The 21,637-nt window shown below is 73.6% G+C and carries 23 protein-coding genes and 1 tRNA gene; 13 read left to right on the top strand and 11 right to left on the bottom strand.

The window, feature by feature from the left end:
- Positions 1-110 precede the first annotated feature (110 nt).
- Both IG84_RS39790 and IG84_RS0112880 read left to right on the top strand, forming a co-directional pair.
- Positions 111-992 carry a peptidoglycan-binding domain-containing protein gene (locus IG84_RS39790; protein WP_051861659.1) on the top strand — a complete coding sequence of 294 codons (882 nt, stop codon included), beginning with the start codon at positions 111-113 and terminating at the stop codon, positions 990-992.
- A 179-nt stretch (positions 993-1,171) separates the two neighbouring features.
- On the top strand, positions 1,172-1,837 hold the full coding sequence (locus IG84_RS0112880) for an HAD-IA family hydrolase (RefSeq protein ID WP_031055234.1): 666 nt from the start codon (positions 1,172-1,174) through the stop codon (positions 1,835-1,837).
- 67 nt (positions 1,838-1,904) lie between these two features.
- On the opposite strand, the gene IG84_RS0112875 is transcribed toward IG84_RS0112880, so the two are convergent.
- Together IG84_RS0112875 and IG84_RS0112870 are read right to left on the bottom strand one after the other, a co-directional pair.
- On the bottom strand, positions 1,905-2,486 hold the full coding sequence (locus IG84_RS0112875; RefSeq protein WP_031055231.1) for a TMEM165/GDT1 family protein: 582 nt from the start codon (positions 2,484-2,486) through the stop codon (positions 1,905-1,907).
- Between the two features lie 183 nt (positions 2,487-2,669).
- The gene (locus IG84_RS0112870; protein ID WP_031055229.1) at positions 2,670-3,428 is read right to left on the bottom strand and encodes an ABC transporter permease; all 759 of its coding nucleotides are present in this window, start codon (positions 3,426-3,428) and stop codon (positions 2,670-2,672) included.
- 226 nt (positions 3,429-3,654) lie between these two features.
- Here IG84_RS0112870 and IG84_RS0112865 point away from each other — a divergent pair, with 226 nt between their 5' ends.
- The 3 genes from IG84_RS0112865 to IG84_RS0112855 all read left to right on the top strand — a co-directional run bounded on the left by IG84_RS0112865 (position 3,655) and on the right by IG84_RS0112855 (position 6,864).
- Positions 3,655-4,299, top strand: a complete 645-nt coding sequence (locus tag IG84_RS0112865) for an HNH endonuclease family protein (protein WP_031055226.1) — start codon at positions 3,655-3,657, stop codon at positions 4,297-4,299.
- A 206-nt stretch (positions 4,300-4,505) separates the two neighbouring features.
- The gene (locus tag IG84_RS0112860; protein WP_031055224.1) at positions 4,506-6,206 is read left to right on the top strand and encodes an alkaline phosphatase D family protein; all 1,701 of its coding nucleotides are present in this window, start codon (positions 4,506-4,508) and stop codon (positions 6,204-6,206) included.
- 184 nt (positions 6,207-6,390) lie between these two features.
- Positions 6,391-6,864, top strand: coding sequence for a DoxX family protein (locus IG84_RS0112855; RefSeq protein WP_031055221.1), 474 nt, complete (start codon positions 6,391-6,393; stop codon positions 6,862-6,864).
- Between the two features lie 77 nt (positions 6,865-6,941).
- On the opposite strand, the gene IG84_RS0112850 is transcribed toward IG84_RS0112855, so the two are convergent.
- Positions 6,942-7,538 carry a superoxide dismutase family protein gene (locus IG84_RS0112850; RefSeq protein WP_037800109.1) on the bottom strand — a complete coding sequence of 199 codons (597 nt, stop codon included), beginning with the start codon at positions 7,536-7,538 and terminating at the stop codon, positions 6,942-6,944.
- 233 nt (positions 7,539-7,771) lie between these two features.
- Between IG84_RS0112850 and IG84_RS0112845 the strand changes: the two genes are divergently transcribed.
- Positions 7,772-8,410 carry a DedA family protein gene (locus IG84_RS0112845; RefSeq protein ID WP_031055214.1) on the top strand — a complete coding sequence of 213 codons (639 nt, stop codon included), beginning with the start codon at positions 7,772-7,774 and terminating at the stop codon, positions 8,408-8,410.
- Between the two features lie 10 nt (positions 8,411-8,420).
- Here IG84_RS0112845 and IG84_RS0112840 read toward each other — a convergent pair whose 3' ends face one another.
- Positions 8,421-9,371 (bottom strand): universal stress protein, encoded by a 951-nt coding sequence (locus tag IG84_RS0112840; protein ID WP_031055212.1) that lies wholly within the window; start codon positions 9,369-9,371, stop codon positions 8,421-8,423.
- A gap of 314 nt (positions 9,372-9,685) precedes the next feature.
- On the opposite strand from IG84_RS0112840, the gene IG84_RS0112835 reads away from it, so the two are divergent.
- Positions 9,686-10,882, top strand: a complete 1,197-nt coding sequence (locus tag IG84_RS0112835; protein ID WP_051861658.1) for a methyltransferase — start codon at positions 9,686-9,688, stop codon at positions 10,880-10,882.
- Positions 10,883-10,937: 55 nt separating this feature from the next.
- On the opposite strand, the gene IG84_RS41820 is transcribed toward IG84_RS0112835, so the two are convergent.
- Positions 10,938-11,261, bottom strand: coding sequence for a hypothetical protein (locus IG84_RS41820; RefSeq protein WP_031055207.1), 324 nt, complete (start codon positions 11,259-11,261; stop codon positions 10,938-10,940).
- A gap of 80 nt (positions 11,262-11,341) precedes the next feature.
- Between IG84_RS41820 and IG84_RS0112825 the strand changes: the two genes are divergently transcribed.
- Positions 11,342-12,220, top strand: coding sequence for an alpha/beta fold hydrolase (locus tag IG84_RS0112825; RefSeq protein WP_245659331.1), 879 nt, complete (start codon positions 11,342-11,344; stop codon positions 12,218-12,220).
- A 119-nt stretch (positions 12,221-12,339) separates the two neighbouring features.
- On the opposite strand, the gene IG84_RS42205 is transcribed toward IG84_RS0112825, so the two are convergent.
- The 6 genes from IG84_RS42205 to IG84_RS0112795 form a co-directional block, all read right to left on the bottom strand.
- The gene (locus IG84_RS42205) at positions 12,340-12,975 is read right to left on the bottom strand and encodes an STAS domain-containing protein (RefSeq protein ID WP_245659330.1); all 636 of its coding nucleotides are present in this window, start codon (positions 12,973-12,975) and stop codon (positions 12,340-12,342) included.
- A gap of 310 nt (positions 12,976-13,285) precedes the next feature.
- Entirely contained in the window at positions 13,286-13,891 is a 606-nt protein-coding gene (locus tag IG84_RS41125; protein WP_031055199.1) for a hypothetical protein, read from the bottom strand.
- A gap of 340 nt (positions 13,892-14,231) precedes the next feature.
- Positions 14,232-15,623 (bottom strand): FAD-binding oxidoreductase, encoded by a 1,392-nt coding sequence (locus IG84_RS0112810; protein WP_031055197.1) that lies wholly within the window; start codon positions 15,621-15,623, stop codon positions 14,232-14,234.
- 116 nt (positions 15,624-15,739) lie between these two features.
- Positions 15,740-16,555: a Crp/Fnr family transcriptional regulator gene (locus IG84_RS0112805; protein WP_031055194.1), complete on the bottom strand. Its 816-nt coding sequence runs from the start codon at positions 16,553-16,555 to the stop codon at positions 15,740-15,742.
- Positions 16,556-16,562: 7 nt separating this feature from the next.
- Positions 16,563-17,243 carry a chemotaxis protein CheB gene (locus IG84_RS0112800; protein WP_051861655.1) on the bottom strand — a complete coding sequence of 227 codons (681 nt, stop codon included), beginning with the start codon at positions 17,241-17,243 and terminating at the stop codon, positions 16,563-16,565.
- Positions 17,244-17,325: 82 nt separating this feature from the next.
- Positions 17,326-17,397: transfer RNA gene (locus tag IG84_RS0112795), tRNA-Val, on the bottom strand.
- 233 nt (positions 17,398-17,630) lie between these two features.
- On the opposite strand from IG84_RS0112795, the gene IG84_RS0112790 reads away from it, so the two are divergent.
- From IG84_RS0112790 to IG84_RS0112770, 5 genes are all read left to right on the top strand, one after another.
- The gene (locus IG84_RS0112790; protein ID WP_051861654.1) at positions 17,631-18,890 is read left to right on the top strand and encodes a coiled-coil domain-containing protein; all 1,260 of its coding nucleotides are present in this window, start codon (positions 17,631-17,633) and stop codon (positions 18,888-18,890) included.
- A gap of 111 nt (positions 18,891-19,001) precedes the next feature.
- Positions 19,002-19,637 (top strand): DUF4383 domain-containing protein, encoded by a 636-nt coding sequence (locus IG84_RS37920; RefSeq protein ID WP_051861653.1) that lies wholly within the window; start codon positions 19,002-19,004, stop codon positions 19,635-19,637.
- A gap of 125 nt (positions 19,638-19,762) precedes the next feature.
- A complete protein-coding gene (locus IG84_RS0112780) occupies positions 19,763-20,401 on the top strand; it encodes a bifunctional 4-hydroxy-2-oxoglutarate aldolase/2-dehydro-3-deoxy-phosphogluconate aldolase (RefSeq protein WP_031055183.1) in 639 nt (212 codons plus the stop codon).
- Positions 20,398-21,366 (top strand): sugar kinase, encoded by a 969-nt coding sequence (locus tag IG84_RS0112775; RefSeq protein WP_031055182.1) that lies wholly within the window; start codon positions 20,398-20,400, stop codon positions 21,364-21,366. The genes IG84_RS0112780 and IG84_RS0112775 overlap by 4 nt, the downstream gene beginning before the upstream one ends.
- A gap of 48 nt (positions 21,367-21,414) precedes the next feature.
- A complete protein-coding gene (locus tag IG84_RS0112770) occupies positions 21,415-21,627 on the top strand; it encodes an FmdB family zinc ribbon protein (RefSeq protein WP_030618155.1) in 213 nt (70 codons plus the stop codon).
- The last annotated feature ends 10 nt before the right edge of the window (positions 21,628-21,637 follow it).

Raw genomic sequence — 21,637 nt, 5'->3', positions numbered from 1 at the left:
GGGACCCGCACGTGGAGGCCAGGAACTGCCCGACCTGCTTAGCCCCCGCTCGGACCGACGGCCACCCAGGCTGCCGGTGCGAGCAGGCGGCAGCGCCGGATTTCGACCCCTTGCACATCCGTCCGTACGTCTCGCTGCCGGACGCGCCCGACCCGGACGATCACCCGGACATGAACCGCAGGCCCCGCGCGTTCACGGTGCGCGCCTACAGTCCGCCGGCGTTCCCGCCGCCTTCGTACGTCCGGGTGGAGCGGCCGCCGTACGCGCCGCCGCCGTACACCGCGCGGGGCGAGGAGCCGGTCCCGGAGCCGTACCAGCCGGTCCCGGAGCCGTACCAGCCGTACACCGGGGAAGCCCCTGCGCTGTACTCCGCCGGGTTACCCGGCCCGCGGCGGGCCGGGCTCCCCGTCGCCGGGCCGGTGGCGTTCATGGATCCGCCACCGGAAACCGCTCCCACGGCGGCGACGGCTCCGCCCGCGCCCCGGCGGCGCGGCCGACCCGCCCTGCTGGCCGGGCTCATGGTCACCGCGGCGGCCGGTTCGGTCTGTGCCGCGCTCTTCGGCGGTGAGCTGCGCCCCGCGGACGGTACCGGTCAGGCGCTGCCCGACCTCGGCAGCCGCTCCAGCGCCGACCTGCCCACGGAGGAGGCCCGGGAGGCCGCGGAAGCCGCGCAGGCAGAGGAAGCCGCAGAGGCCGCGCAGCCCCGGCCGACCGCCCCGGCCCCGGCCTCCCGCTCGGCGGCCCGGCTGCCCGGCCCGCGGACCGTCAGCGCGGGCGTACTGGCGGAGGGCGCGAGCGGCCCGGAGGTCGTGGAGCTGCAGCGGCGGCTGGCGCAGCTCGCCCTGTACGCCGGCGCGGCGGACGGCCGGTACGACGCCGGGGTGACCGCCTCCGTGGCGCGGTACCAGCGGACGTACGGCGAGACGACCGACCCGTACGGCGTCTACGGACCCGCGACCCGCGCATCCCTGGAATTCCTCACCCGGCCCTGACCGGCCCTTTTGCTGTCCGTACCACCTCGCCCCCCTGGCCTCCTGACCAGGGGGGCTTGGCGTGTGGCGGAACCGCTTTGTATCGTGGATGAACAAAGTGGTTCCGCCCGCTTCCCCTGACCGGCGGGCGGAGCCGCTCTGTCTCGCATCACTCAGCCCTCCAGCCGAGGAGCCCGCCGATGACGGCACCCCGCACGCTCACCGCCCGCGCGCTGCTGCTCGACATGGACAGCACCATCGTGAACTCCGAGGCCGTCGTCGAGCGCTGCTGGCGCCGCTGGGCCGCCGAGCAGGGCATGGACGCCGAAGAGGTGCTGAAGGTCGTGCACGGCCGCCAGGGCTGGGCCACCATGGCCGCGCTCCTCCCCGACCGCCCGATGGAGCAGAACCACGAGGACAACCGGCGGATGCTGGCGCAGGAGACCGCGGACACCGACGGCGTCGTACCGGTACCGGGCGCGCCCGCGTTCATGGCCGCGCTCGACGGCGTGCCGCACGCCCTGGTCACCTCCGCGAGCATCCCGCTGGCCGACGCCCGGATGGGCGCCGCCGGGCTGGCGATGCCGGCCGTACGGATCACCGCCGAGTCGGTGAGCGCCAGCAAGCCGGACCCGGAGGGCTTCCTCAAGGGCGCCGCCGAGCTGGGCTTCGCCCCCGAGGACTGCCTCGTTTTCGAGGACTCCGAGGCGGGCATCCGGGCCGGCCAGGCCGCCGGAATGCGCGTCGTGGGCGTGGGCGAGCGCGCCGCGGCCTTTGCGCCTACGGCGCTGGTGACCGACCTGACGCTGGTCCGGGTCGAGGTGCTCGCCGACGACGCGGGCGTACGGCTGCACATCGACGGCTGAGCGCCGCCGCCAAGGAAACGGCGCCCCAAGGGGCGCCGTTCGCCCTCAATCGCCGGGCGGGCTTGATTTAGCCCGTGATCGCCTCGTACAGGCTGAAGCCCGCGAGCACGATCATCACGCAGGCCGCGATCTTCGTGATGAGCTTCAGGGGGACGAACCGCATCAGCGTGCGCCCGCCCAGAATGCCGAGCGCGGCCACCGCCCACAGGGCGAGCACGGCGCCGATGCCGACGGAGACCGGGTCGCCGTAGCGGGCCGCGAGGTTCGCCGTCATGATCTGCGTCAGATCGCCGAACTCCGCGACCAGGATCATCATGAAGCCCGCCCCGGAGACCTTCCAGAAGCTCTGGTCGGCGGGCTTCTTGACCTCTTCCTCGTCGTCGTCCTTCTTGAAGAGCAGCACGGCGGCGCCCGCCAGGAAGAGCACGCCGACGATCGCCTGGACCAGGCGGTGCGGCAGCAGGGTGAGCACGCTGCCCGCGGCGATGGCGAGCGCGACATGTACCAGGAAGGCCGCCGCGACGCCGACGAACACGTAGGACGCGCGGTAGCGGGTGCCGAGCATCAGCCCGGCCAGTGCGGTCTTGTCGGGCAGCTCGGCGAGGAAGACGACGCCGAAGACGACGGCTGCGACGGAAAAGCTGAACACGGGGTGGGATACCTCGTTCGATAGGGCCGCACCGAAAGGGGCCCGGGAAAGGGGTCGCTTCGGCACGGCAGCGTCGGACACTGCGGCCGAAGGTCTCGCTGGCGTACGGACAGGATCCGTCCGTACGCTCCGGGCGCCGGCGCGCCACGAGGGCGCGCAGTATGTCGACGGTCCGGCGGAGAGCTACTCCCCTTCTGCTGGGATCAAGGGTACGCGGTGCAGCCGGCCGCACGCGACCAGCTCCAGTACCACCGATACCGCGACCGCCTGCACGGCCAGCAGCGCCACCAGGACGAACAACTGCACCGCACCGGCCTGAACGGGTGAAGCACCGCCCAGCAGCATGCCGACGAACGCGCCCGGCAGTGTGACCAGCCCCACCGTCCGGGTCTGGTCCAGCCCGGGCAGCATCGCGTCCGAGGCGGCCGGCCGGGCCACCTCCAGCCGCGCCTCCCGGTCCAGCAGCCCGAGCGCGAGGCCCGCCTCGACCTCCCCGCGCCGGGTCTCCAGCTCGTCCAGCGCACGCCGCCCGCTCAGTACCGTCGCGGTGAGCGCGCCGCCCATGAGGATGCCGGTCACGGGGATGAGGGTCACCCCGCGCGGCGGCACCAGGCCGGTCAGCAGCAGTGCGGCGACCACCGGCAGCACCCCGGCGGCGATCGGCGCGGCCGCCCACCACCACGTGTGGTTACGAGTGATCCGGCGGCCCGCCGTCCGCACCGCCACCGCGAACATCAGCAGCAGGAAGCAGACCAGCAGCGGGACCGCGCGCACCACCCAGCCGATGAGGAAGGAGACGGCGGCGAGCTGGACGGCGGCGCGCAGGCCCGCGACGGCGATGTCCCGGGCGTGGTCGAGCCGGCACAGCGCGGCGACCGTGACGGCCGCGACGAGCAGCACCGCGAGCACGACCGCGAGGGTGATGTTGACCGGCAGCAGCACACGATCACCTTAAGGACGGGCCGACCGGCGGGGCCAACGAACGTGCTTTCGGCGTCTGCTGGCGGCGCGTCACCTCTTGATCTGACGTGAGCATGTCGTCACTCTGTTACCTGGAGACCGCACGGCGGAAACCCCCACTCGCCATCGTGTGGCCCGACCGATCGCACCACCGACCGATCGACCGATCGCTCGCGACTTCCCTTCCCCCACATCAACGGGAGTTCCGATGTCCAAGGTCTACGCGCGTCGTGCGTCCCTCGCCGCCGGCTCGGCCGCCGCGCTCGTCTGCACGCTGCTGCTCAACGGCCAGTCCGCCCAGGCCGCGCCGCCCTCCCCGCCCGATGCCGCCACCGCCCGTACGTATCTCGCCGAGATCAAGGAAGCGGCCGAGGGCCCGCAGGACGGCTACAGCCGCGACAAGTTCCCGCACTGGAGCGACCAGGGCGAGGGCTGCAACACCCGCGAGGTGGTCCTCAAGCGCGACGGCAAGGACGTCGAGACGGACGGGAGCTGCGCCGCGACCAGCGGTTCCTGGACCTCCCCGTACGACGGCGCCACCTGGACGCAGCCCGCCGATGTCGACATCGACCACATGGTGCCGCTCTCCGAGGCGTGGAAGTCCGGCGCCGCCGACTGGACCACCGACCGCCGCGAGCAGCTCGCCAACGACCTCACGCACTCCCAGCTTCTCGCGGTCACCGACAACGTGAACCAGGAGAAGGGCGACCAGGACCCCGCCGAGTGGCTGCCGTCGAAGACCTCGTACCACTGCGAGTACGCGCGGATGTGGGTATGGGTCAAGCACGAGTACGGCATGACCGCCGACTCCGCCGAGAAGGGCGCGCTGAAGAAGATCCTCGACGGCTGCTGACAAGCGTCCGCCGACCGGCTGCCGACGGGCAGTCACCACCGACCGGGCGGCTCCGCCCTCCATCCCCATGCCCCGCGGAGCCGCCCGACCTCCCTCCGGCCGCCCGGCCACCGCCTCACAGGGCGGGGGCTCCTATCCTCGGACCCGAGGCGCGGGCGCTCGCCCGTACGAGGTGCGGGCACCGGCCCGCGCGAGGGAGGACCGCGATGACCGGACTGCGGCTCGGACCGCTGCTGCGCTACGTGGACGAGGACAGCGCGACGGTGTGGGTGGAGACCGCGGCGCCCTGCGAGGTGACCGTGGCGTGCGGCAGCGGCGTCACCGGCGCCGACCGCACCTGGCAGGTCGCCGGGCACCACTACGCGCTGATCCCCGTCGAGGGCCTGACGCCCGGCGAGGAGACGCCGTACCGGGTCCTGCTGGACGGGGAGCAGGTCTGGCCGCTGCCGGACAGCCCGTACCCGCCCTCCGTCATCCGCACGCTGTCCCCCGAGGGGCGCGGCCCGCTCTCGGTCGCGTTCGGCTCCTGCCGCTGGGCCGCGCCGCCCTCGGGGAGCAGGAGCCACCTGGCCGCGGTGCCGGGCGTGCCGGGCGAGCACCACGACCCGGCGGGCCCGGACGCGCTGGACACCCTCGCCGCCACGCTGGCCCGCGATCCGGCGCGACCCCGCCCCGACGTGCTGCTGCTCCTCGGCGACCAGGTCTACGCCGACCAGACCTCCGAGGCGACCGCGGCGCTGCTGGCCCGCCGCCGCGACACCTCGCGGCCGCCGTGGACGCAGGTGGCGGACTACGAGGAGTACACCCACCTCTACGACGAGTCCTGGCTGGACCCGGAGGTGCGCTGGCTGCTCTCCACAGTCCCCAGTTGCATGATCTTCGACGACCACGACGTGATCGACGACTGGAACACCTCGGCCGCCTGGCTGACCCGGATGCGCGCGACCCCGTGGTGGCGCGACCGGATCCTCGGCGGCCTGATGTCGTACTGGGTCCACCAGCACCTGGGGAACCTCTCCCCCGCCGACCTGGCGCGCGACGAGCTGTACACCCGGGTGCGGGCGGCGGCGGACGGCACGGACCTCGTACGGGACTTCGCCGCGGCGGCGGACGCCGATCCGACGTGCGCGCGCTGGAGCTACCGGCGCGACTTCGGCCGGGTACGCCTGGTCATGGTCGACACGCGCGCCACCCGCGTCCTGGAGGAGGGCAGCCGGGCGATGCTCGACGCGGAAGAGGCGAAGTGGCTGCGGCAGGAGGTGCTGGACGGACCCGGCAGCTACGACCACCTGCTGATCGGGAGTTCACTGCCGTGGCTGCTGCCCCAGCTGGTGCACGACGCGGAAGTCTGGAACGCGGCGCTGTGCCGCGGCGCGCGCGGCCCGGGGTGGGCCCGCCGCGGCGAAGCGCTGCGCCAGCGGGCCGATCTGGAGCACTGGGCCGCCTTCCCGGAGTCCTTCGCGGCGCTGGCCGATCTGATCTCGGAGGCCGCCGACGGGCCGGCCGCGCCCGCCACCGTGTGCGTCCTGTCCGGGGACGTGCACCACGCGTACGTGGCCGAGCCGCACTGGCCCGAGGGCGCGGGCCCGGCGGGCCGCGTCCTGCAGCTCACCTGCTCGCCCGTGCACAACAGCATCCCGGCGGCCCTGCGGGCCGGCTTCCGCTTCGGCTGGAGCCGGGCGGGCCGGTGGCTGGGGCGCGCGCTGTCCCGGCACGTACGGGCCGGCCGGCCGCCGGTGTCCTGGCGCCGCACCGGCGGCCCGTGGTTCGGCAACCAGCTCATGACGCTCACCCTGCACGGCCGCGACGCCCGGCTGGGCCTGGACCAGGCCCGCGAGGTGACGGATTCGGGAAGCGGACGGCGGTCGGCACGTCTGGAGCGGGTGCTGGAGCGTTCGTTGACGTGAGGAGGCGCTCGATATCCAGAGCTGCGCATCCTCTTGACGGGACTATTGGTCTGGACCAAGGTGACGGACACGGTACAGGTTCAGACCAACCCCACCCGTGAACACTTGAACTTGCAAGCACCGATAAGGCACGCCTAACCTTCAGGTCTCTCGGTTACCGTCCCCAACCGCAGGAGTCCCTGTCATGTCCACACCCCTCCCCGCGTTCACCGAACGCGCCCGCCCCCACGCGACAGCCCTCTTCCGCATCGTCACCGGCCTGCTCTTCGCCTGCCACGGCGCCTCCTCGCTCTTCGGCGTGCTCGGCGGCGCGATGGGCCAGGGCGGCACCGTCCCGGCCGGCACCTGGCCCGGCTGGTACGCCGCGGTCATCCAGCTCGTCGGCGGCCTCCTCGTCCTGTTCGGCCTCGGCACCCGCACCGCCGCCCTGATCAGCTCGGGCTCCATGGCGTACGCGTACTTCGCCGTCCACCAGGGCGAGGCGCTGTGGCCCATCCAGAACGGCGGCGAGGCGTCCGCGATGTTCTGCTGGGCCTTCCTCCTGCTGGTCTTCACCGGTCCCGGCGCCTGGGCGCTGGACCGCGTCTTCTTCGGCCCCGGCGACCGCGACGAGAGCGCCGCTGCGGCCGCGCCCCGGCGGGAGCCCAGCGCCGCCTGACCCGCCGCTCTCCGCTCAGCCCTTGAGGGCCGCCCGTCCCCGGCGGCCCTCAAGGTCGTTTCAGGCGGCCCCGCCGCTCACTTCGCCGCGTGCTTGAACGGCACCGAGAGGCAGCCCAGCCGGTCGCCCGCCATGCCGGCATGGCCCTGCCCGGTGTGCGTCTTGTGGTCGTGGATCACCACGGACCGGGCCTCACCCTGGCGGAACCACCACGAGTGCTTCGACGACACCGAGGCGTCGCCATCGGAGTCCGTGGTGAAGTCCAGCCACACCTCGTTCTCCGGGTTGGCGTACTTGGGGTCGGTGGACGGCTGCCGCGGGTCCTTCCGGTTCTGGTAGTGCGGCCCGGAGGCGTCCGGCTTCTCGCCGCACGGCTTGGTGTGGACGTGCGCACCGTAGGTGCGGTGCGGCTGGAGCCCCTTCACCTTCAGCCGGATGGTCATCCCGTGGTCGTTCTTCCACTGCGCCACCGCGATCCGCGCGCTGGCCGGCACCTTCTTCGTGTCGTACGTCACCGCGTCGGACGGGTCGAACTCCGACACCGGGGTGAACCGGCTCTCCTTGCCCACCACCAGGTCCCCGCCCCCAGGCGTGCCGCCGTACGCGGGCGCCGCCACCGCCGACGCCGCCAGCAGCAGCGCCGCCACCGCACCCGTCACCATTCCTGCCGCCATCCCACTTCCTCCTCGTCACTCCCCGTACCGGAGGCGCGCGGGTGCGCGCCGGGTCCACCGTGTAGCCCAGCAGGCGATCTCACCGGCAGGAAACGCGTGATTCGGACAACACCTGCGACCCCGGGCTCCGATCTCCGGACATCCCAGGCGTACGCTGTACAGCTGTACGAGCGACAAGCCGCCCCTGCCGCTGCCATGCGACGTCGCGGCCGGGGACGACTTGGAGTGACGAGGTGCTGGAAAGTCTGGGGGCGCTGGCCGATCCCCCGTGGATTTATCTGATCGTCGGGCTGTGTGTACTGCTCGACGTCTTCGTGCCCTTCCTGCCGAGCGGCGTGCTGCTGATCGCCGCCGCGACGGCCGCCGGCACCCGGTCGGCCACCGTCGGCGTCTCGCCGGTACGCGGTGACTCCGGCCTGCCGGACCTGCTCGCGCTCGCCCTGTGCGCCGCGACCGCTTCGGTACTGGGCGACCTGGCCGCCTACCGGGTGGCCTGGCGCGGCGGCGACCGCTTCGACCGCGCCATCGCCCGCTCGCGCCGCCTGACCGCCGCGCAGGAACGTCTCGGCACCGCACTCACCCGGGGCGGCGGGACCATCGTGGTACTGGCCCGCTTCGCGCCCGCCGGGCGCTCCGTGGTCAGCCTCGGCGCGGGCGTCGCCCACCGTACGGTCCGCGAGTTCCTGCCCTGGTCGATGGTGGCCGGGGTGGCCTGGGCGGCGTACAGCGTGGCCCTGGGCTACTTCGGGGGGCACCTGCTGGGCGCCACGTGGTTCAGTACCGCGGTCTCGTTCCTCGCCCTCGTCGCCGCCGGCTCCGCCGCGCTCTACGTGATGCGCCGCCCGGAGCGCCGGCCCGCGCACTCGGGCTGACGGCCGCCGCCTACTCGCTCTCCTCCCGCGCCGCCTCGGGCACCACCGCGATCGGGCACAGCGCGTGCAGCAGCACGGCGTGGGCGACCGAGCCCAGGCGGCGGCCGATCCGCAGCCGCCGGCGGTGCCGCCCGACCACCACCAGGTCGCTCTGCTCGGACGCCTCGACCAGCTGCCCGGCCGCGTCCGCCGGACGCAGCACGGCCTCCACCGCGACCTCCGGATACCGCTCCCGGTATCCGTCGAGGACCTCCGTCACCTGCCTGACCAGCGCTTGCTCGTACTCCCGCTGTGTCGTGTCGTAAGCAACCACGTAGTCAAAGGCGTTCGGCACGACCATCGGCCACATGTACGCGGCGATCACCTGAAGGGCCGCTCCGCGCCGGGCCGCCTCCTGGAAGGCGAAACCGATCGCGCTGCTCTCCCGCGTCTCCTCGGCCGTCGGGTCGATGCCCAGGGTGACGCGGCCGCGTGCCGGTCCCTCGCGGTGACCGACGCCGGGCCGGGCGGCGCCGCCGTCCGCCGCCGCCGCCGCCGTCTGTGCGCCGCCCCGGTCCGGGCGCGGCACGACCACGACGGGACAGGCGGCGTGCGCGGCGCAGGCCATGCCGTTGGAGCCGAGCAGCAGGCTGGCGAAGCCGCCCCGGCCGCGCGAGCCGAGCACCAGTAGCTGCGCCTCGTCGCCCAGCGCGGGGAGGATGGTGTCGGTGAGGCCGTTGAGGCTGCGGAACTCGACCTCCGGCAGCCCGGCGGCCCCGGCCAGCCGCTGCCGCAGCTCCTCCAGTACGGGATCGCCGGTGCCCGCCTCGGCGTCGGCGGCGCGCGCCGCGGTGACGTACGGCCAGACGTGCACGACCTGCAGTGGCGCGGAGCGGAGCCGGGCCGCCTCCGCCGCCCAGTGCACCGCGCGCTCGCTGTCCGGGGACCCGTCCGCCCCGACGATGACCGGCATGCTGTCCATGGCTGCCTCCCTGCGTTCTGCCGCCGGGCCGTGGCGGCCGCGCGGCCCGCCGCCCCCGCGACCGCCACGGCCACGGCCGCTCCACTGCGATCGTTACCACTCCCGGAAAGGATGCGGCCAGTACCCATTACGGGCGATACAACCGCGCATGGGACAGATACCGGACAGGTACGAACAAGCGCGGTCACGATCAGCAGCGGACCGGGTGTCCCGGAGCCGGTAAAGTCGAACGTCCTCGCACCGCCCCGCTCCTGGGGCGTGCCCCTCCTCCGGGACGCGCCCTCAGCCGGCCGTGCCGCCTGATCCGGGACGTCATGAACGCACACCGGCCGACCGCCTCCACCGCCCCTTCGGTCCCCGTACTCACCTGGGAAGAGTCCGGGGTGCAGCGCTCCGCCCGCTGGCGTTCGGAGAACGGCGCGGCGCCGCCGCGGCGGGTCGAGATCGCCGACGACCGGACGAAGGCCGACGCGGCGTACAAGCTGGTCTGCGAGGGCACCGCGCTGCTCTGGCGCGGCGACTTCCACAACGCCCGCCAGCTCCTGGCCGCGCTGGCCCGGCGGATCGACCGCCGCCCCCGCAAGCCGGTCCCCGCCGACGACCCGGCCCGCGCCTTCCATCTGCACCGCGCCGCGCAGAGCCAGCGCGCCCGCATCCTCGGCATGCTGCTGGTGCCGCTCGACGCCGAGTACGGCGTCCCGCTGCACCGCGCCCCCGACGTCCGCGCGGCCTGCGCCCTGGCCTACGGCCCCGCGCCCGAGGGCGGCGGTGCGCCGGACGGTACGGACTCCGTCGTCTCCCTGCGCGAGCTCCTCGGGCTCGTCGGCGCGTACGAATGGCACCGCAAGGGCGTCGAGATCCCCGCCCTCGGCGGCGAGCGCGTCCACCCGGACTACGGCGTCTTCTCGCCCCAGCGCGGCGAGTACGTCGACCTGGTCGCCCAGGCGCCGCTGCCCGGACAGCCGCCGGAGCTGGCCTTCGACATCGGCACGGGCACCGGCGTGCTCGCAGCCGTACTGGCCCGGCGCGGCGTCCCGCGCGTCATCGGCACCGACCAGGACCCGCGCGCGCTGGCGTGCGCGCGGCAGAACGCCGAGCGGCTGGGCGTCGCCGACCGGGTGGAGATCATCGAGGCCGACCTCTTTCCCGTCGGGCGCGCTCCGCTGGTCGTCTGCAACCCGCCCTGGGTACCGGCCAAGCCGACCTCCTCCGTGGAGTACGCCGTCTACGACCCGAACAGCCGGATGCTGCGTGGCTTCCTCGCGGGGCTCCCGCAGCATCTGACGCCGGGCGGCGAGGGCTGGCTGATCCTCTCCGACCTCGCCGAACACCTCGGGCTGCGCACCCGCGCCGATCTGCTCGCCCTCTTCGAAGCGGCCGGGCTGACGGTCCTCGACCGGCTGGACATCGCGCCCCGGCACCCGCGCGCCCGCGACACCACCGACCCGCTGCACGCGGCCCGCGCGGTGGAGGTCACGTCCCTGTGGCGGCTGGGGGTCGCGGCGGGCTGAGGTCCCGCGTACGGGGCAGGACGCTTCCGTGTGTGGACGGTTTCGCGTGGACAGTTCAGGAACGCTTTCGTACGTACACGTCGACGCGGCGACCGTGCGTCTCGGTGGTGCCGACGCGCGCGAAGTGCCGTGCCAGTACGCGCTTCTTCATGGCCTCGCGCGCCGGTAACGGCTGGGACGTGGCCGGTGCGGCGTCCGTGACCAGCACGATCCGCCGGTGCGCGAGCATCTCGACCCGTATGCGCGCGGGCGGGTGCTCAACCCCCTTGAGCGTGCCGCCTGCCACCGGCCCCTGCCACAGCGCGAGATCGTCGAGCCCCTCGAAGGCGGCCGGGCTCACCAGCTCCGTGTCGCGCCGTGCCGCGGGCAGGAAGAGCACCCCGAGCAGGCGAAGTGACCGACTCTGTCCGATCCCTCCCGCCCTTCCCTTATCCAGAGCAAAAGTGTGATCATGACACCATGAGCAGCGATATGAGGATGCCCGCAGGCGTCGAGCCGGAGTTGTTCCCCGAGCCGGGCGTCGAGTCGGGCACCGCCCCCGTGGCGGGCGGCGAGCTGTACTACGAGGCGGCGGGGGCGGGCCCGGCGGTGGTGCTGCTGCACGAGGGCATGCTCGATCTGACCATGTGGGACGAGCAGTTCGAGTGGCTCGCGCGCTCCGGGTACCGGGTCGTGCGGTACGACGCGCGGGGCCACGGCCGCTCCTCCGTCGTCGACGGGGACTACGCCCACCACGAGGACCTCCGGGCGCTGCTCGACCATCTCGGCATCGCCCGCGCGACGTTGGTCGGGCACTCGCACGGCGCGCGCGTCGCGCTGGACAGCGCGCTGGTGTACCCGGACGCCGTCGCCGCTCTGGTACTGGCCGCGCCCGGCATCAGCGGCCGCGCGTTCTCCGACCCGTTCCTGCTGCACCACATCAGGGAGCAGGTCGCGGCGGTGAGCGCACCGGGCGGCGTGACGCTCTTCGTCGAGCACTTCCTGCGGATGTGGGTGGACGGCCCGCACCGCGAACCGGCGTCGGTGGATGCCGACTTGCGCGAGCGGATACGGGCGACGGCCAAGGCCACCGTGCGGGCGCACGCCGAGGGGATGGGGCGCGGCATGGCCCTGGAGGTCGGCGCGGCGGGCCGGCTGGCGGAGATCAGGGTGCCGACCCTCGTCATGGACGGCGACCTGGACAGTACCGATATTTCGGCCAACGCCCATGCGGTCGCCCTCGCGGTGCCGGGCGCCCGACGGGCCCGTATTCCGGCCGCCGGCCACATGGTGAACCTGGAGAATGCCGCACGGTTCGACCGTGAACTGGCCGAATTCCTACGGGGTGCCGCGTACTGAAGCGCCCAGGGACCGGCGCGCGCAGGGACCCGAGCGGCCCCGTCGCCGCCTCCGGCCCCCGCGGACAGTCGCTGCTCCCGCGGGGAGCCGGGGCGCGTGCCGCCCGGCGCCGGGCGGCGTCAGACGCCGGGCCGCACGTCGTCGTCCACCTGCTCGACCAGCTCGAACGGCTCGCGCAGGGCGGCCAGTTTGAGCAGGCGGAGCACGATGGGCCGGAGATTCATCAGCGCCAGCCGACCGCCCCGGGCCGTCACCTGGTCCCGCAGCCGGCAGAGCAGGTCCAGGCCGCTGCAGTCCATGAACGTGACGTGCCGCAGATCGACCACCATGGCCTTCTCGCCGGGCCTGGCGTTCCTCCCGCCGGCCTCGCAGCGGCCCGCGAACACGCCGGGCAGCCCGTCGAACCGTACTTCGGGCAGAAATCCGGGAAGGGCGACCGGAAGCCCGCCCGGCAGTGGAATCATTTCCGCGGGCACTTCGGGGTGGACTTCGGGATGACCGTCCGAACGGTCTTCGGTCCGGACGTCGGGGCGGGCTTCCGGAAGGGTCTTCACGCGGGGAAGTATCCGCGGAATCACCCTCGGCGGCCTCGGCACCGCCCGGGCCCGAGGAGCGGGAAATATCGCCGACCGCCGCAGCGCGTACAGCGCGTGCAGCGCCAGCAGAACGTCGGCTTCGATGCGCAGCGCCATGGCCAGGTCGAGTTCGCCATGAAGTGCAAGAACGACCAGGTCGCCACCACGGCGAACGGTCACCTGCACATCGGCGTCGCTTCCCCCCACGTCACCCCCAGTTGTACTTCAGGCCGTATCACGAACACGGCGACGGGCCAGTACGCACCAGGGTCTGGGATGCACAGGCACCGTAACCGCGCCCTGCAACGCAGAATCGATCAGGCAGGACAGAACGCCACTGACGGGTGAATTTTATCCATATCGCTTGACGGCATACCAGGCTCAGACGTGGCCGAATGGCACCGTAAAACACCGCGAGGGGAGGGCAGAACGCTGCATTTATGCAGGAAATCCCCGAACATCGGAAAGCATAAAGCAGAACGGTGAATGGTCAACCCTCGGCGGCCATATCCGTGGTGACGGCCTCGGGCCTGCCGCAGGCCCCGGACGCGAGCGGAACGACCGGCAGCGGAACGACGTCCGCCGAGCCCTCCCGCTCCGGACCGCTCGGCCTCGCCGGACCGCCCGGCACCTCCGCACCGCCCTGCCTCTCCGGACCACCCGGCGCCAGCTCGGTGACCTCCGGGAACGGCCGGCGGAAGAACACCGCGAGCGAGCCGTCCGTACGGTGGTCCACGCACAGCCGCCCCGCGCCCGCGTCCCCGGCGCCCTGCTGCCCGGTCCCCTCGCCCCCGGAATCCTCGCCCGTCTCCCGGTCGTCGACCCGTACCGCGCACTGCCCGCCGTCGATCTCGATCGTGAGGCGGTACGCGTCCGCGCTGCCGTGGGTCAGCACGTACGCCGTCGCCCGGGCCAGGTCAGAGACCAGGGACGCGCTCCCCTCCCCCGGCACGCCGAGCGCGTCCAGCACCGCGCAAGCCAGCACGGTGGCCTCCTTGTCGCTACCGGGCCGTCGCCGTGCGCTGAGCCCCCAGCGGAACGCGGGGGCGCGGCCGGCGGCCGGGGACATGGGGGAGGCGGCCGTACTCTGCTCCATGGCCGGACCCTGCTCTCCTTCGGAAGTGGACTCGGGGGCCTGCTGCCGGGGAATCCCACCGGCACTCCGCCACTGAAAGGGCGCGCTGAACAGGCGCGACCGGGGTCCGGGGCCACTCCGCTTCACCATAGAACTCACGATCGACGCGGAACCCGCCAATTCCGGCCACTTCGCCCTTCGGTCACCTCACGCGCACACTGTTCCCTCCCCCGCCACACCCGCCCCTTCCGCTGCATTTCCGGCGCAGGAAGTCACCACGCCTGCATAACCGACAGAAAGGACACCCGGCGTCCGTACGGTGTCCGGCCCTTTCCGGCGTCCGTACGGCACGGCCCGGCGGCTACGCGGCCCGCCCCGACCCGATGTTGTGGTTACCGCGGAAGACGTTGTCCGGGTCGTACGCGGCCTTCACCGCCGCGAGCCGCGCGTGGTTGTCCGCGCCCACGCCTGCGACGACCCGTTCGCCGCCCTCGTCCCCGATGAAGTTGAGGTTGACCGCGCCGATCGACCACGGCCGCATGTCGGCGCGCAGGTCACGCGCCCACTGCCGGGCGCGCGCGTCGTCGGCCGGGTCCTCCCAGAGGCCGAGCGGATGCACCGCCCACGGCGCCGACCGCCACGGCACCGGATAGTTCGCCGCGCCGCGCGCGAGCGCGCCGCCCTGGGGCAGCAGCAGATGCTGGGACGGCGAGGGGACGACCATGTCGCCGGCGCGCACGCAGAAGGCGTCGACGGCACGGTCGGGCAGCTCCGCCAGGTACTCCGCCGACCAGTAATTCCGGTAGCCGGGCGGGTCGTCGAGCATGCACTGGAAGTCCGCGTACGGCATGTCCGCGATCAGCTCCCCCTCGTGCCCGAGGCGCAGCATCGGCGCGATCACCTCGCGCGCCCGCGCCACCGGCCCCGCGTACGTGATCAGGCACGCGCACGCCATCCGGTCCCGCAGATGCGCGGGCACGAACTCCTCGGGCGGGCCGGTGAGATAGAGCAGCGCGCCGCCGACCTCGTCGGGCGCCGCCGCCATGAAGTCGCGGTACGCGCGCATCACCTCGGGGCCGGCCTCCGGGCGCCACAGCAGCAGCCCGAAGCTGAACGCGGGCAGTTCGTGCAGCCGGAACGTGAAGGACGTCACCACCCCGAAGTTGCCGCCGCCCCCGTGCAGCGCCCAGAAGAGCTCCGGATTCTCGGCGCCGCTCGCCCGTACGGTCTCCCCGGCCGCCGTGACCAGCTCGACCTCCAGCAGGTTCTCGCAGGTCAGGCCGTACTTCCGCTCGAGCCAGCCAGAGCCGCCGCCCAGCGTGTAGCCGCCCACGCCGGTGGTCGAGACCCGCCCGCCGGTCGTCGCCAGCCCGTGCGCGCCGGCCGCCCGGTCGAGATCACCCATGGTCGCGCCGCCGCCGACGCGTGCCGTACGGCTCTCCGGATCGACCGTCGCGCCGTTCATCCGCCGCAGGTCGACGACGAGACCGCCGTCGTTCACCGCCGTCCCGGCGACGCCGTGCCCGCCGCCGCGCACCGCGATCTCCAGCCCCTCCTCGCGCGCCCAGCGGACCGCCCGGCCGATGTCCTCGGCGGTCGTACAGCACGCGATGACGGCGGGCCGCCGGTCGATCATCGCGTTGAAGACGCTGCGGTGCTCGTCGTACGAGGGATCACCGGGCGTGATCAGTTCTCCGGCGAACCCGGCCCGAAGACCGGCCAGTACCGCACCGTTCACCTCATGGGATGCCATCAGATACCCCCCTGGTACCCACCTGGTCCGCTCCCCCGGTCCCCCGAGCGTAGCGCCGCGCCCACCCTCCGCCAGCCACCGCGCGTACGTACTTACGGCCTTACCGTCGTGCCGCCTTACCGGGGGAACGCGGCGTCCGTGACCTCGCGGAGGGCCCGGTAACAACTGCACGCCCGGGCCTCCAGGCCCGGGCGGTCCAGCACGGTGATCGTGCCGCGGCGGTAACGGATGCACCCCTCCTCGGCCAGCGCGCCGGCGACCTCGCTCACCGAGGATCTGCGCACCGTGAGCATCCGGGCGAGGAATTCCTGGGTGAGCACGAACTCGTCGCTGTGCATACGGTCGGCGGTCATCAGCAGCCAGCGTGCGCACCGTTCCCGGGTGCGGTGGCTGCGGTTGCAGGCCGCGTTCCGGGCGAGCTGGGTGAACATGGTCTGGGTGTAGCGGTGCAGCACCTGCTGGAACGCGCCGTCCACCACGGCGATCTCGTGCCGGAACCGGTCGGCGTCCATCCGCAGCGCCCACCCGGCGACCTGGCACATCGCCCGCTCGGTCGGGATGCCGACGCCCAGGAACACCGGCAGCCCGACCACGCCCTCGTCGCCCACGGTGGCGACCTCGACGCTCGTCGCGCCCGGTTCGGCGCCCGAACCGTCCGGCCCGGGGCCCGCCCCGCCCGACTCGGGACCCGACCCGTCCGGCTGGGCGTCCGACCCGTCCAGCTCGGCGAGGAGCGAGACCACGCCGCGTACCGGGAACCACAGCGCCTCGATCCGCTCGCCGGGCCGGTACAAGACGTCCGAAAGCTTCAGCTCGACCGGCTCCAGCCCGGACCGCAGCCGCTCCAGCTCCCGCTTCGGCAGCGCGGCGAGCAGCCGGTTGTCCTCCAGGGCGCCGTCCTGCCGGCTGTCCGGCGGCGCGTTGCCCGCCATGGCGCACTCACCCTTCCGTACGACCGGCGACCGGCTCTCGGGCGGCGACCGCCGGTGGGATCACCGCCGCCCAGGGCGGCAGCGACACCCGCATCAAGCCTGCGGCACCCGGCGCCATCACCAGGCTGACCAGCGCGTGCGCCAGCACCGGCAAGGGCAGTACAAAGTCTACGCAGCCGGTGGCGATCGCCGCGCTGGGCATGCCGAAGGCTTCCGCCGTTCCGGCGTCCTGCGCGAGCACCCGGCCCCCGGCACCCCGGATGTGCCGCGCCCCCAGCGCCCCGTCCTCCATACGCCCCGTCAGCACCGCCGCCAGCACCCGCGGACCGAACGCGGCAGCGGCCGAGGCGAACATCGGATCAGCCGCCCGGTGGCCCTCGACGGCGCGCAGCGACACGTCCCCCGCCGGCGTGAAAACGGCCGACCGCCCCGCCGGCACGACATGCGCGACACCCGGCGCGAGCCGGTCCTCGTCCGCCAGCAGCCGCACCGGCAGCGCCGAGCGGTACCCCAGTACCTTGACGAGCCCGTCCTGCTCCCGCACCGGCCGATGCTGCACCAGCACCACCGCGGCCGGAAACCCCTCGGGCAGCGCCGCGAGCACCTCCCGGTAGGCGCTCACCCCACCCAGCGAAGCCGCGAGACACACGACATCGAACGCAGCAGCCCTCTGCCCGGTACCGAACACAACGCCACCCTAATCCTCGCGCCGAGACGCCCCGAAGACGCCGAAGACCCCCAGCCGAGCCGGCTGGGGGTCTTCATACACGTGGGCACAACAGGATTTGAACCTGTGACATCTGCTTTGTAAGAGCAGCGCTCTACCGCTGAGCTATGCGCCCGGATGAACCGACAGACTACCTTGCCTGCGGGGATGGTTCGCAAACCCGTGTGGGGAAGCGTCCGGATGGTGAACCTACCGGCCGGTGTGTTCGTCCGTACAGGGTGGGAGAATGGCTTCGGGCCTGGGGCGACGCGAGCGGGAGAGGGTTGTGACGGCGACACACACGCGGTCGTACGAGCAGCGAGCACGTCGTCGGTGCCGGTGCCGGCCGCGACGGCAGTCGGTGGGGGGATGATGGCGTTCGCCGGTGGCGGTACCAGACGGTGGTTCGGGCGCGGGGAGAGTCAGCGGGCCGAGGCGCAGGCGGCGAAGGATGCCGCGGCGGCCGCGTTCTACGAGCTGGACACCGCGCAGCGGGACCTGCGGATCTCGATCGAGACGATCACGGCGGTGGACGACTCGCCGGGCGCGCGGCGGGCCGCCGAGGGGTACGCGCAGCTCGGGCAGCGGATCGACGAGGTCAGCCGGACGTACATCGCGGCCGTGGACGCCCATGATCTGGACCGGGACGATCTTGACGGTGCCGCTGCCTCCCGGGCGCGCGCCGATCTGGCCCGGGCCAAGGACGAGCTGACGGCGGTCGGCAAGGAGCTGGAGCGGTTCGCGCAGGGCCTCGGGCCGCTGCTGCAGACCGCGGAGACGCAGCTCGCGCGGCTGGCGCCGGCGGTGGAGCGGGCCCGGCAGGCGCTGCTGGCGGCGACCCAGGCGCTGGACGCGGTGCGCGCGGGCGGCCTGAAGGCCGATGATCTCGCGGCCCGGCTGGCGGCGCTGTCACCCGAGCTGACCAAGCTGAACCAGGGGGCCGGGCAGCACGGCGTACAGGAGACGATCCAGCGCGCCGATGACGTCCTGCGCCGGGCCGAGGCCGTACGGAGCGAGGCGGAGCGGCTGCCGGAGAAGGCCGCGGAGATCGACAAGCGGCTGGTGTCGCTGCGGACCCGGGCGCAGGCGATCACGACGCGGGCGGGGAACGTGGACCCCGTACTGAGCGAGCTGCGGCGGCGGTACAGCGCGGCGTGCTGGCAGGACCTGCAGCAGGTGCCGCAGCAGGCGGCGGACGCCGTACGGCAGGCGGAAGTGAAGCTGCGGGAGGCGCAGGGCGCGCGGGACGAGCAGCGGTGGGCGGACGCGACGAGTCTGCTGGCGACCGTACGGGCGCTGCTGAACACGACGGACGAGGCGGTGTCGGCCGCCGGGGACCGGCTGCGGCGGCTGGACGAGGTGTCCTTCGACCGGAAGCGGGAGGTCGAGCGGACGCGGTTCGCGATCCGGGACGCGCAGCGGCTGGCGATGGCGGGGCGGAGCACGCCCGATCCCCGGCACGCGCGGCCGCTGGACGAGGCCGTGGCGCGACTGGAGCGGGCGGAGGCCGGGCTGGAGGGCAGCCGGCATCCGGACTGGTGGCACTTCCTGACCGAGACGGACGCGGTACGGGAGACCGCGGCGCGGGTCGTCCAGGCGATCCGCGAGGAACGGGGCGGCGGGAGCTGACCGCCGGAGCCCGCCCGGCCGTGCGATGGCGTCCGCGCCCCCGGAGGCGGAAGCTGGAGGGAGGTACGGCGGTACGGCCCTGGCGGTCCTTCTGTGCAAAGGAGGCCGGACATGACTGCTGGCCACGCCCTTCACGGGCCCTCCCACACCCCGCGGCGGCACGCTCCCCGGCGGCACACCAGGCTCGACGAGCATCTGCCCGTCGACCACCGGCTCAGTACGGTCTACCGGGTCGGCGCCGGGCTGATGGGACTGGTACTGGTCGCCTTCGGCGTCCTCGGCCTGATCGACCGGATCGGCTTCTTCGACACCGGCGGCGACACGGTCGCGGGCCTGAACACGAACGGCGCGCTGAGCGTGCTGTCCATCCTCATCGGCCTGCTCCTCTTCGTGGGGATGGTGATCGGCGGGAACTTCGCCTCCACCCTGAACACCGTGCTCGGCCTCGCCTTCCTGCTGAGCGGCTTCGTCAATCTGGCGGTCCTGGAGACCGGCTTCAACTACCTCGCCTTCCACCTCCAGAACGTCCTGTTCAGCTTTGTGGTCGGGGTGATGCTGCTGGTCTTCGGCATGTACGGCCGGGTCAGCGGCGGCCTGCCGCACGACAACCCGTACTGGCGCGCCCGGCACCCCGAGGCCGTGCCCCGCTCCGCCCGGCTGAACCCGCAGCAGGCAGCGCTGCTGCGGAAGGCGCGGCAGGACGGCACGCTGCGGCACGGCGCGACGCGACGGGGAGAGGGAGCATGACGGGGTTCTAGTGGACCGGCCGGAGGAGGGCGTCGTGGTCGAGGGGCCCGCGTCCGCCGGTGCGGCGCGGGGTGATTCAGAATGGGCGGCAAGGACCGCCCACCGCCGCACCCACCGGGAGAACCATGGACTTCAGCGCAGCGCTCCGGGCCGGGCGACTCGTCGCCATCATCCGCGGCAAGGACCCCGAGGCGTCCTTCCGTACGGTCATGACCCTCGCCGAGGAGGGGGTGCGGCTCGTCGAGGTCTCGCTCAGCGGGGCGGACGCGCTCGGCGTCATCCGGCGGGCGCGGCAGGAGCTGGGGCCGGACGCGTGGCTGGGCGCGGGCACGGTCACCACCGCTGAGGACGTCGAGCGGGCCGCCGAGGCCGGCGCGAACCTGGCGGTCACGCCGGGGCTGGGCGCCGGCGTGGACGAGTGCGTGCGCCGGGGGCTGCCGGTGGTGGCCGGGGTGATGACGCCGACCGAGGTGATCGCGGCGAAGGCCGCCGGAGCGACGGCCCTGAAGCTCTTCCCCGCCTCCATCGGCGGCCCCGCGTACCTCAAGGCGCTGCGGGCGCCCTTCCCGGAGCTGCCGTTCGTGCCGGTGGGCGGCGTGGACGCGGCGGCGGCCCGCGCGTATCTGGCCGCGGGCGCGGTGGCGGTGGGCGTCGGCTCGCCGCTCATCGGGGACGCGGCGGACGGCGGCGACCTGGACGGGCTGCGCCGGCGGACCGCCGACTTCCTGGAGGTCTGCGCCGAGGGCGCGGAGGGGCTGGCGTGAGCGGTACGGGCACGGCAGAGGTACTCACCCTCGGCGAGACGATGGTCGCGCTGCGCGGCAGCGGGCCGCTGAAGCTGGGCGGCACGATGCAGGTGTCCGTCGCGGGCGCCGAGAGCAACGTGGCCATCGGCCTGGCCCGGCTCGGGCACCCGGTGCGCTGGGCGGGCGCGGTCGGCGACGACGAGGCCGGGCAGCTCGTGCTGCGGACGCTGCGGGCCGAGGGCGTGGACGTCTCGGGCGCGTCGACGGACGACGGCGGCGCGCCGACCGGGCTGCTGATGTTCGAGCCGCGGCTGCCCGAGGTGACGCGGGTGCACTACTACCGGGCGGGCTCGGCCGGTTCGCGGCTGCGCGCGGACGCCGTGGAGCGGGCGTTCGCGGCCGCGCCGCCGCGCGTCCTGCATCTCACCGGCATCACCCCCGCGCTGGGCCCCGAGGCGCAGGGAGCGGCTGAACGGGCCCTGCGGCTGGCCCGCGCGCACGGCAGCACGGTCTGCCTGGACGTGAACTTCCGGTCCCGGCTGTGGAGCGCGGAAGCGGCGGCCGAGGTGCTGTGCTCCTGGGTGCCGTCCGTGGACGTACTGATCGCCTCCGAGGACGAGCTGCCGCTGTGCCTGCCGGAGAGCGTGTCTTCGCCTGCCGCGCAGGCCGATTGGCTCCTGAAGGCCGGGCCCCGCGAGGTCGTCGTCAAGCTCGGCGCGTCCGGCGCCACCGCGTACACGGCCGACGGGCCGGTGCACGCGCCCGCGAAGGCCGTACGGGCGGTGGACGCGGTCGGCGCGGGCGACGCCTTCGTGGCCGGGTACCTCTCGGCCCTGCTGGACGGCGAGCCAGTGGCCGGGCGGCTGGAGCGCGCGGTCACCACGGGCGCGTTCGCGGTGGCCTCGCCCGGTGACTGGGAGGGCGCCCCGACCCGCGCCGAACTGGGCATGCTGGGCGCGGCTCCGGGCACGGTCGTGCGCTGAGCGCCGGTGTCCCGGCGGGCCCCGGCCCGCCCGCCGTATTCTTGGGCCATGCCCCGATACGAGTACCGCTGCCGCTCCTGCGAGACGACCTTCGAGGTCAGCCGCCCGATGGCCGAGTCCGCCGCGCCGGCCCCCTGCCCCGAGGGCCACGCCGACACGGTGAAGCTGCTGTCGGCCGTCGCGGTCGGCGGTACGGCAGCGGCGCCGGCCCCGAGCGGGGGCGGAGGCGGCGGCTGCTGCGGGGGCGGCTGCTGCGGCTGAGGCCCCACGG

The organism is Streptomyces ochraceiscleroticus (genome assembly GCF_000720485.1).
Lineage (GTDB): Bacteria > Actinomycetota > Actinomycetes > Streptomycetales > Streptomycetaceae > Streptomyces > Streptomyces ochraceiscleroticus.
Note: the sequence above shows the minus strand (reverse complement) of the source record. Positions and strands in the feature narration are given on the sequence as shown.

Coding starts and splice junctions, on each gene's coding strand:
- IG84_RS0112880 (WP_031055234.1), top strand. CDS start 1,172: ATGACGGCACCCCGCACGCTCACCGCCCGCGCGCTGCTGCTCGACATG.
- IG84_RS0112865 (WP_031055226.1), top strand. CDS start 3,655: ATGTCCAAGGTCTACGCGCGTCGTGCGTCCCTCGCCGCCGGCTCGGCC.
- IG84_RS0112860 (WP_031055224.1), top strand. CDS start 4,506: ATGACCGGACTGCGGCTCGGACCGCTGCTGCGCTACGTGGACGAGGAC.
- IG84_RS0112855 (WP_031055221.1), top strand. CDS start 6,391: ATGTCCACACCCCTCCCCGCGTTCACCGAACGCGCCCGCCCCCACGCG.
- IG84_RS0112850 (WP_037800109.1), bottom strand. CDS start 7,538: ATGGCGGCAGGAATGGTGACGGGTGCGGTGGCGGCGCTGCTGCTGGCG.
- IG84_RS0112840 (WP_031055212.1), bottom strand. CDS start 9,371: ATGGACAGCATGCCGGTCATCGTCGGGGCGGACGGGTCCCCGGACAGC.
- IG84_RS0112835 (WP_051861658.1), top strand. CDS start 9,686: ATGAACGCACACCGGCCGACCGCCTCCACCGCCCCTTCGGTCCCCGTA.
- IG84_RS0112825 (WP_245659331.1), top strand. CDS start 11,342: ATGAGCAGCGATATGAGGATGCCCGCAGGCGTCGAGCCGGAGTTGTTC.
- IG84_RS41125 (WP_031055199.1), bottom strand. CDS start 13,891: ATGGAGCAGAGTACGGCCGCCTCCCCCATGTCCCCGGCCGCCGGCCGC.
- IG84_RS0112810 (WP_031055197.1), bottom strand. CDS start 15,623: ATGGCATCCCATGAGGTGAACGGTGCGGTACTGGCCGGTCTTCGGGCC.
- IG84_RS0112805 (WP_031055194.1), bottom strand. CDS start 16,555: ATGGCGGGCAACGCGCCGCCGGACAGCCGGCAGGACGGCGCCCTGGAG.
- IG84_RS0112790 (WP_051861654.1), top strand. CDS start 17,631: ATGATGGCGTTCGCCGGTGGCGGTACCAGACGGTGGTTCGGGCGCGGG.
- IG84_RS37920 (WP_051861653.1), top strand. CDS start 19,002: ATGACTGCTGGCCACGCCCTTCACGGGCCCTCCCACACCCCGCGGCGG.
- IG84_RS0112780 (WP_031055183.1), top strand. CDS start 19,763: ATGGACTTCAGCGCAGCGCTCCGGGCCGGGCGACTCGTCGCCATCATC.
- IG84_RS0112770 (WP_030618155.1), top strand. CDS start 21,415: ATGCCCCGATACGAGTACCGCTGCCGCTCCTGCGAGACGACCTTCGAG.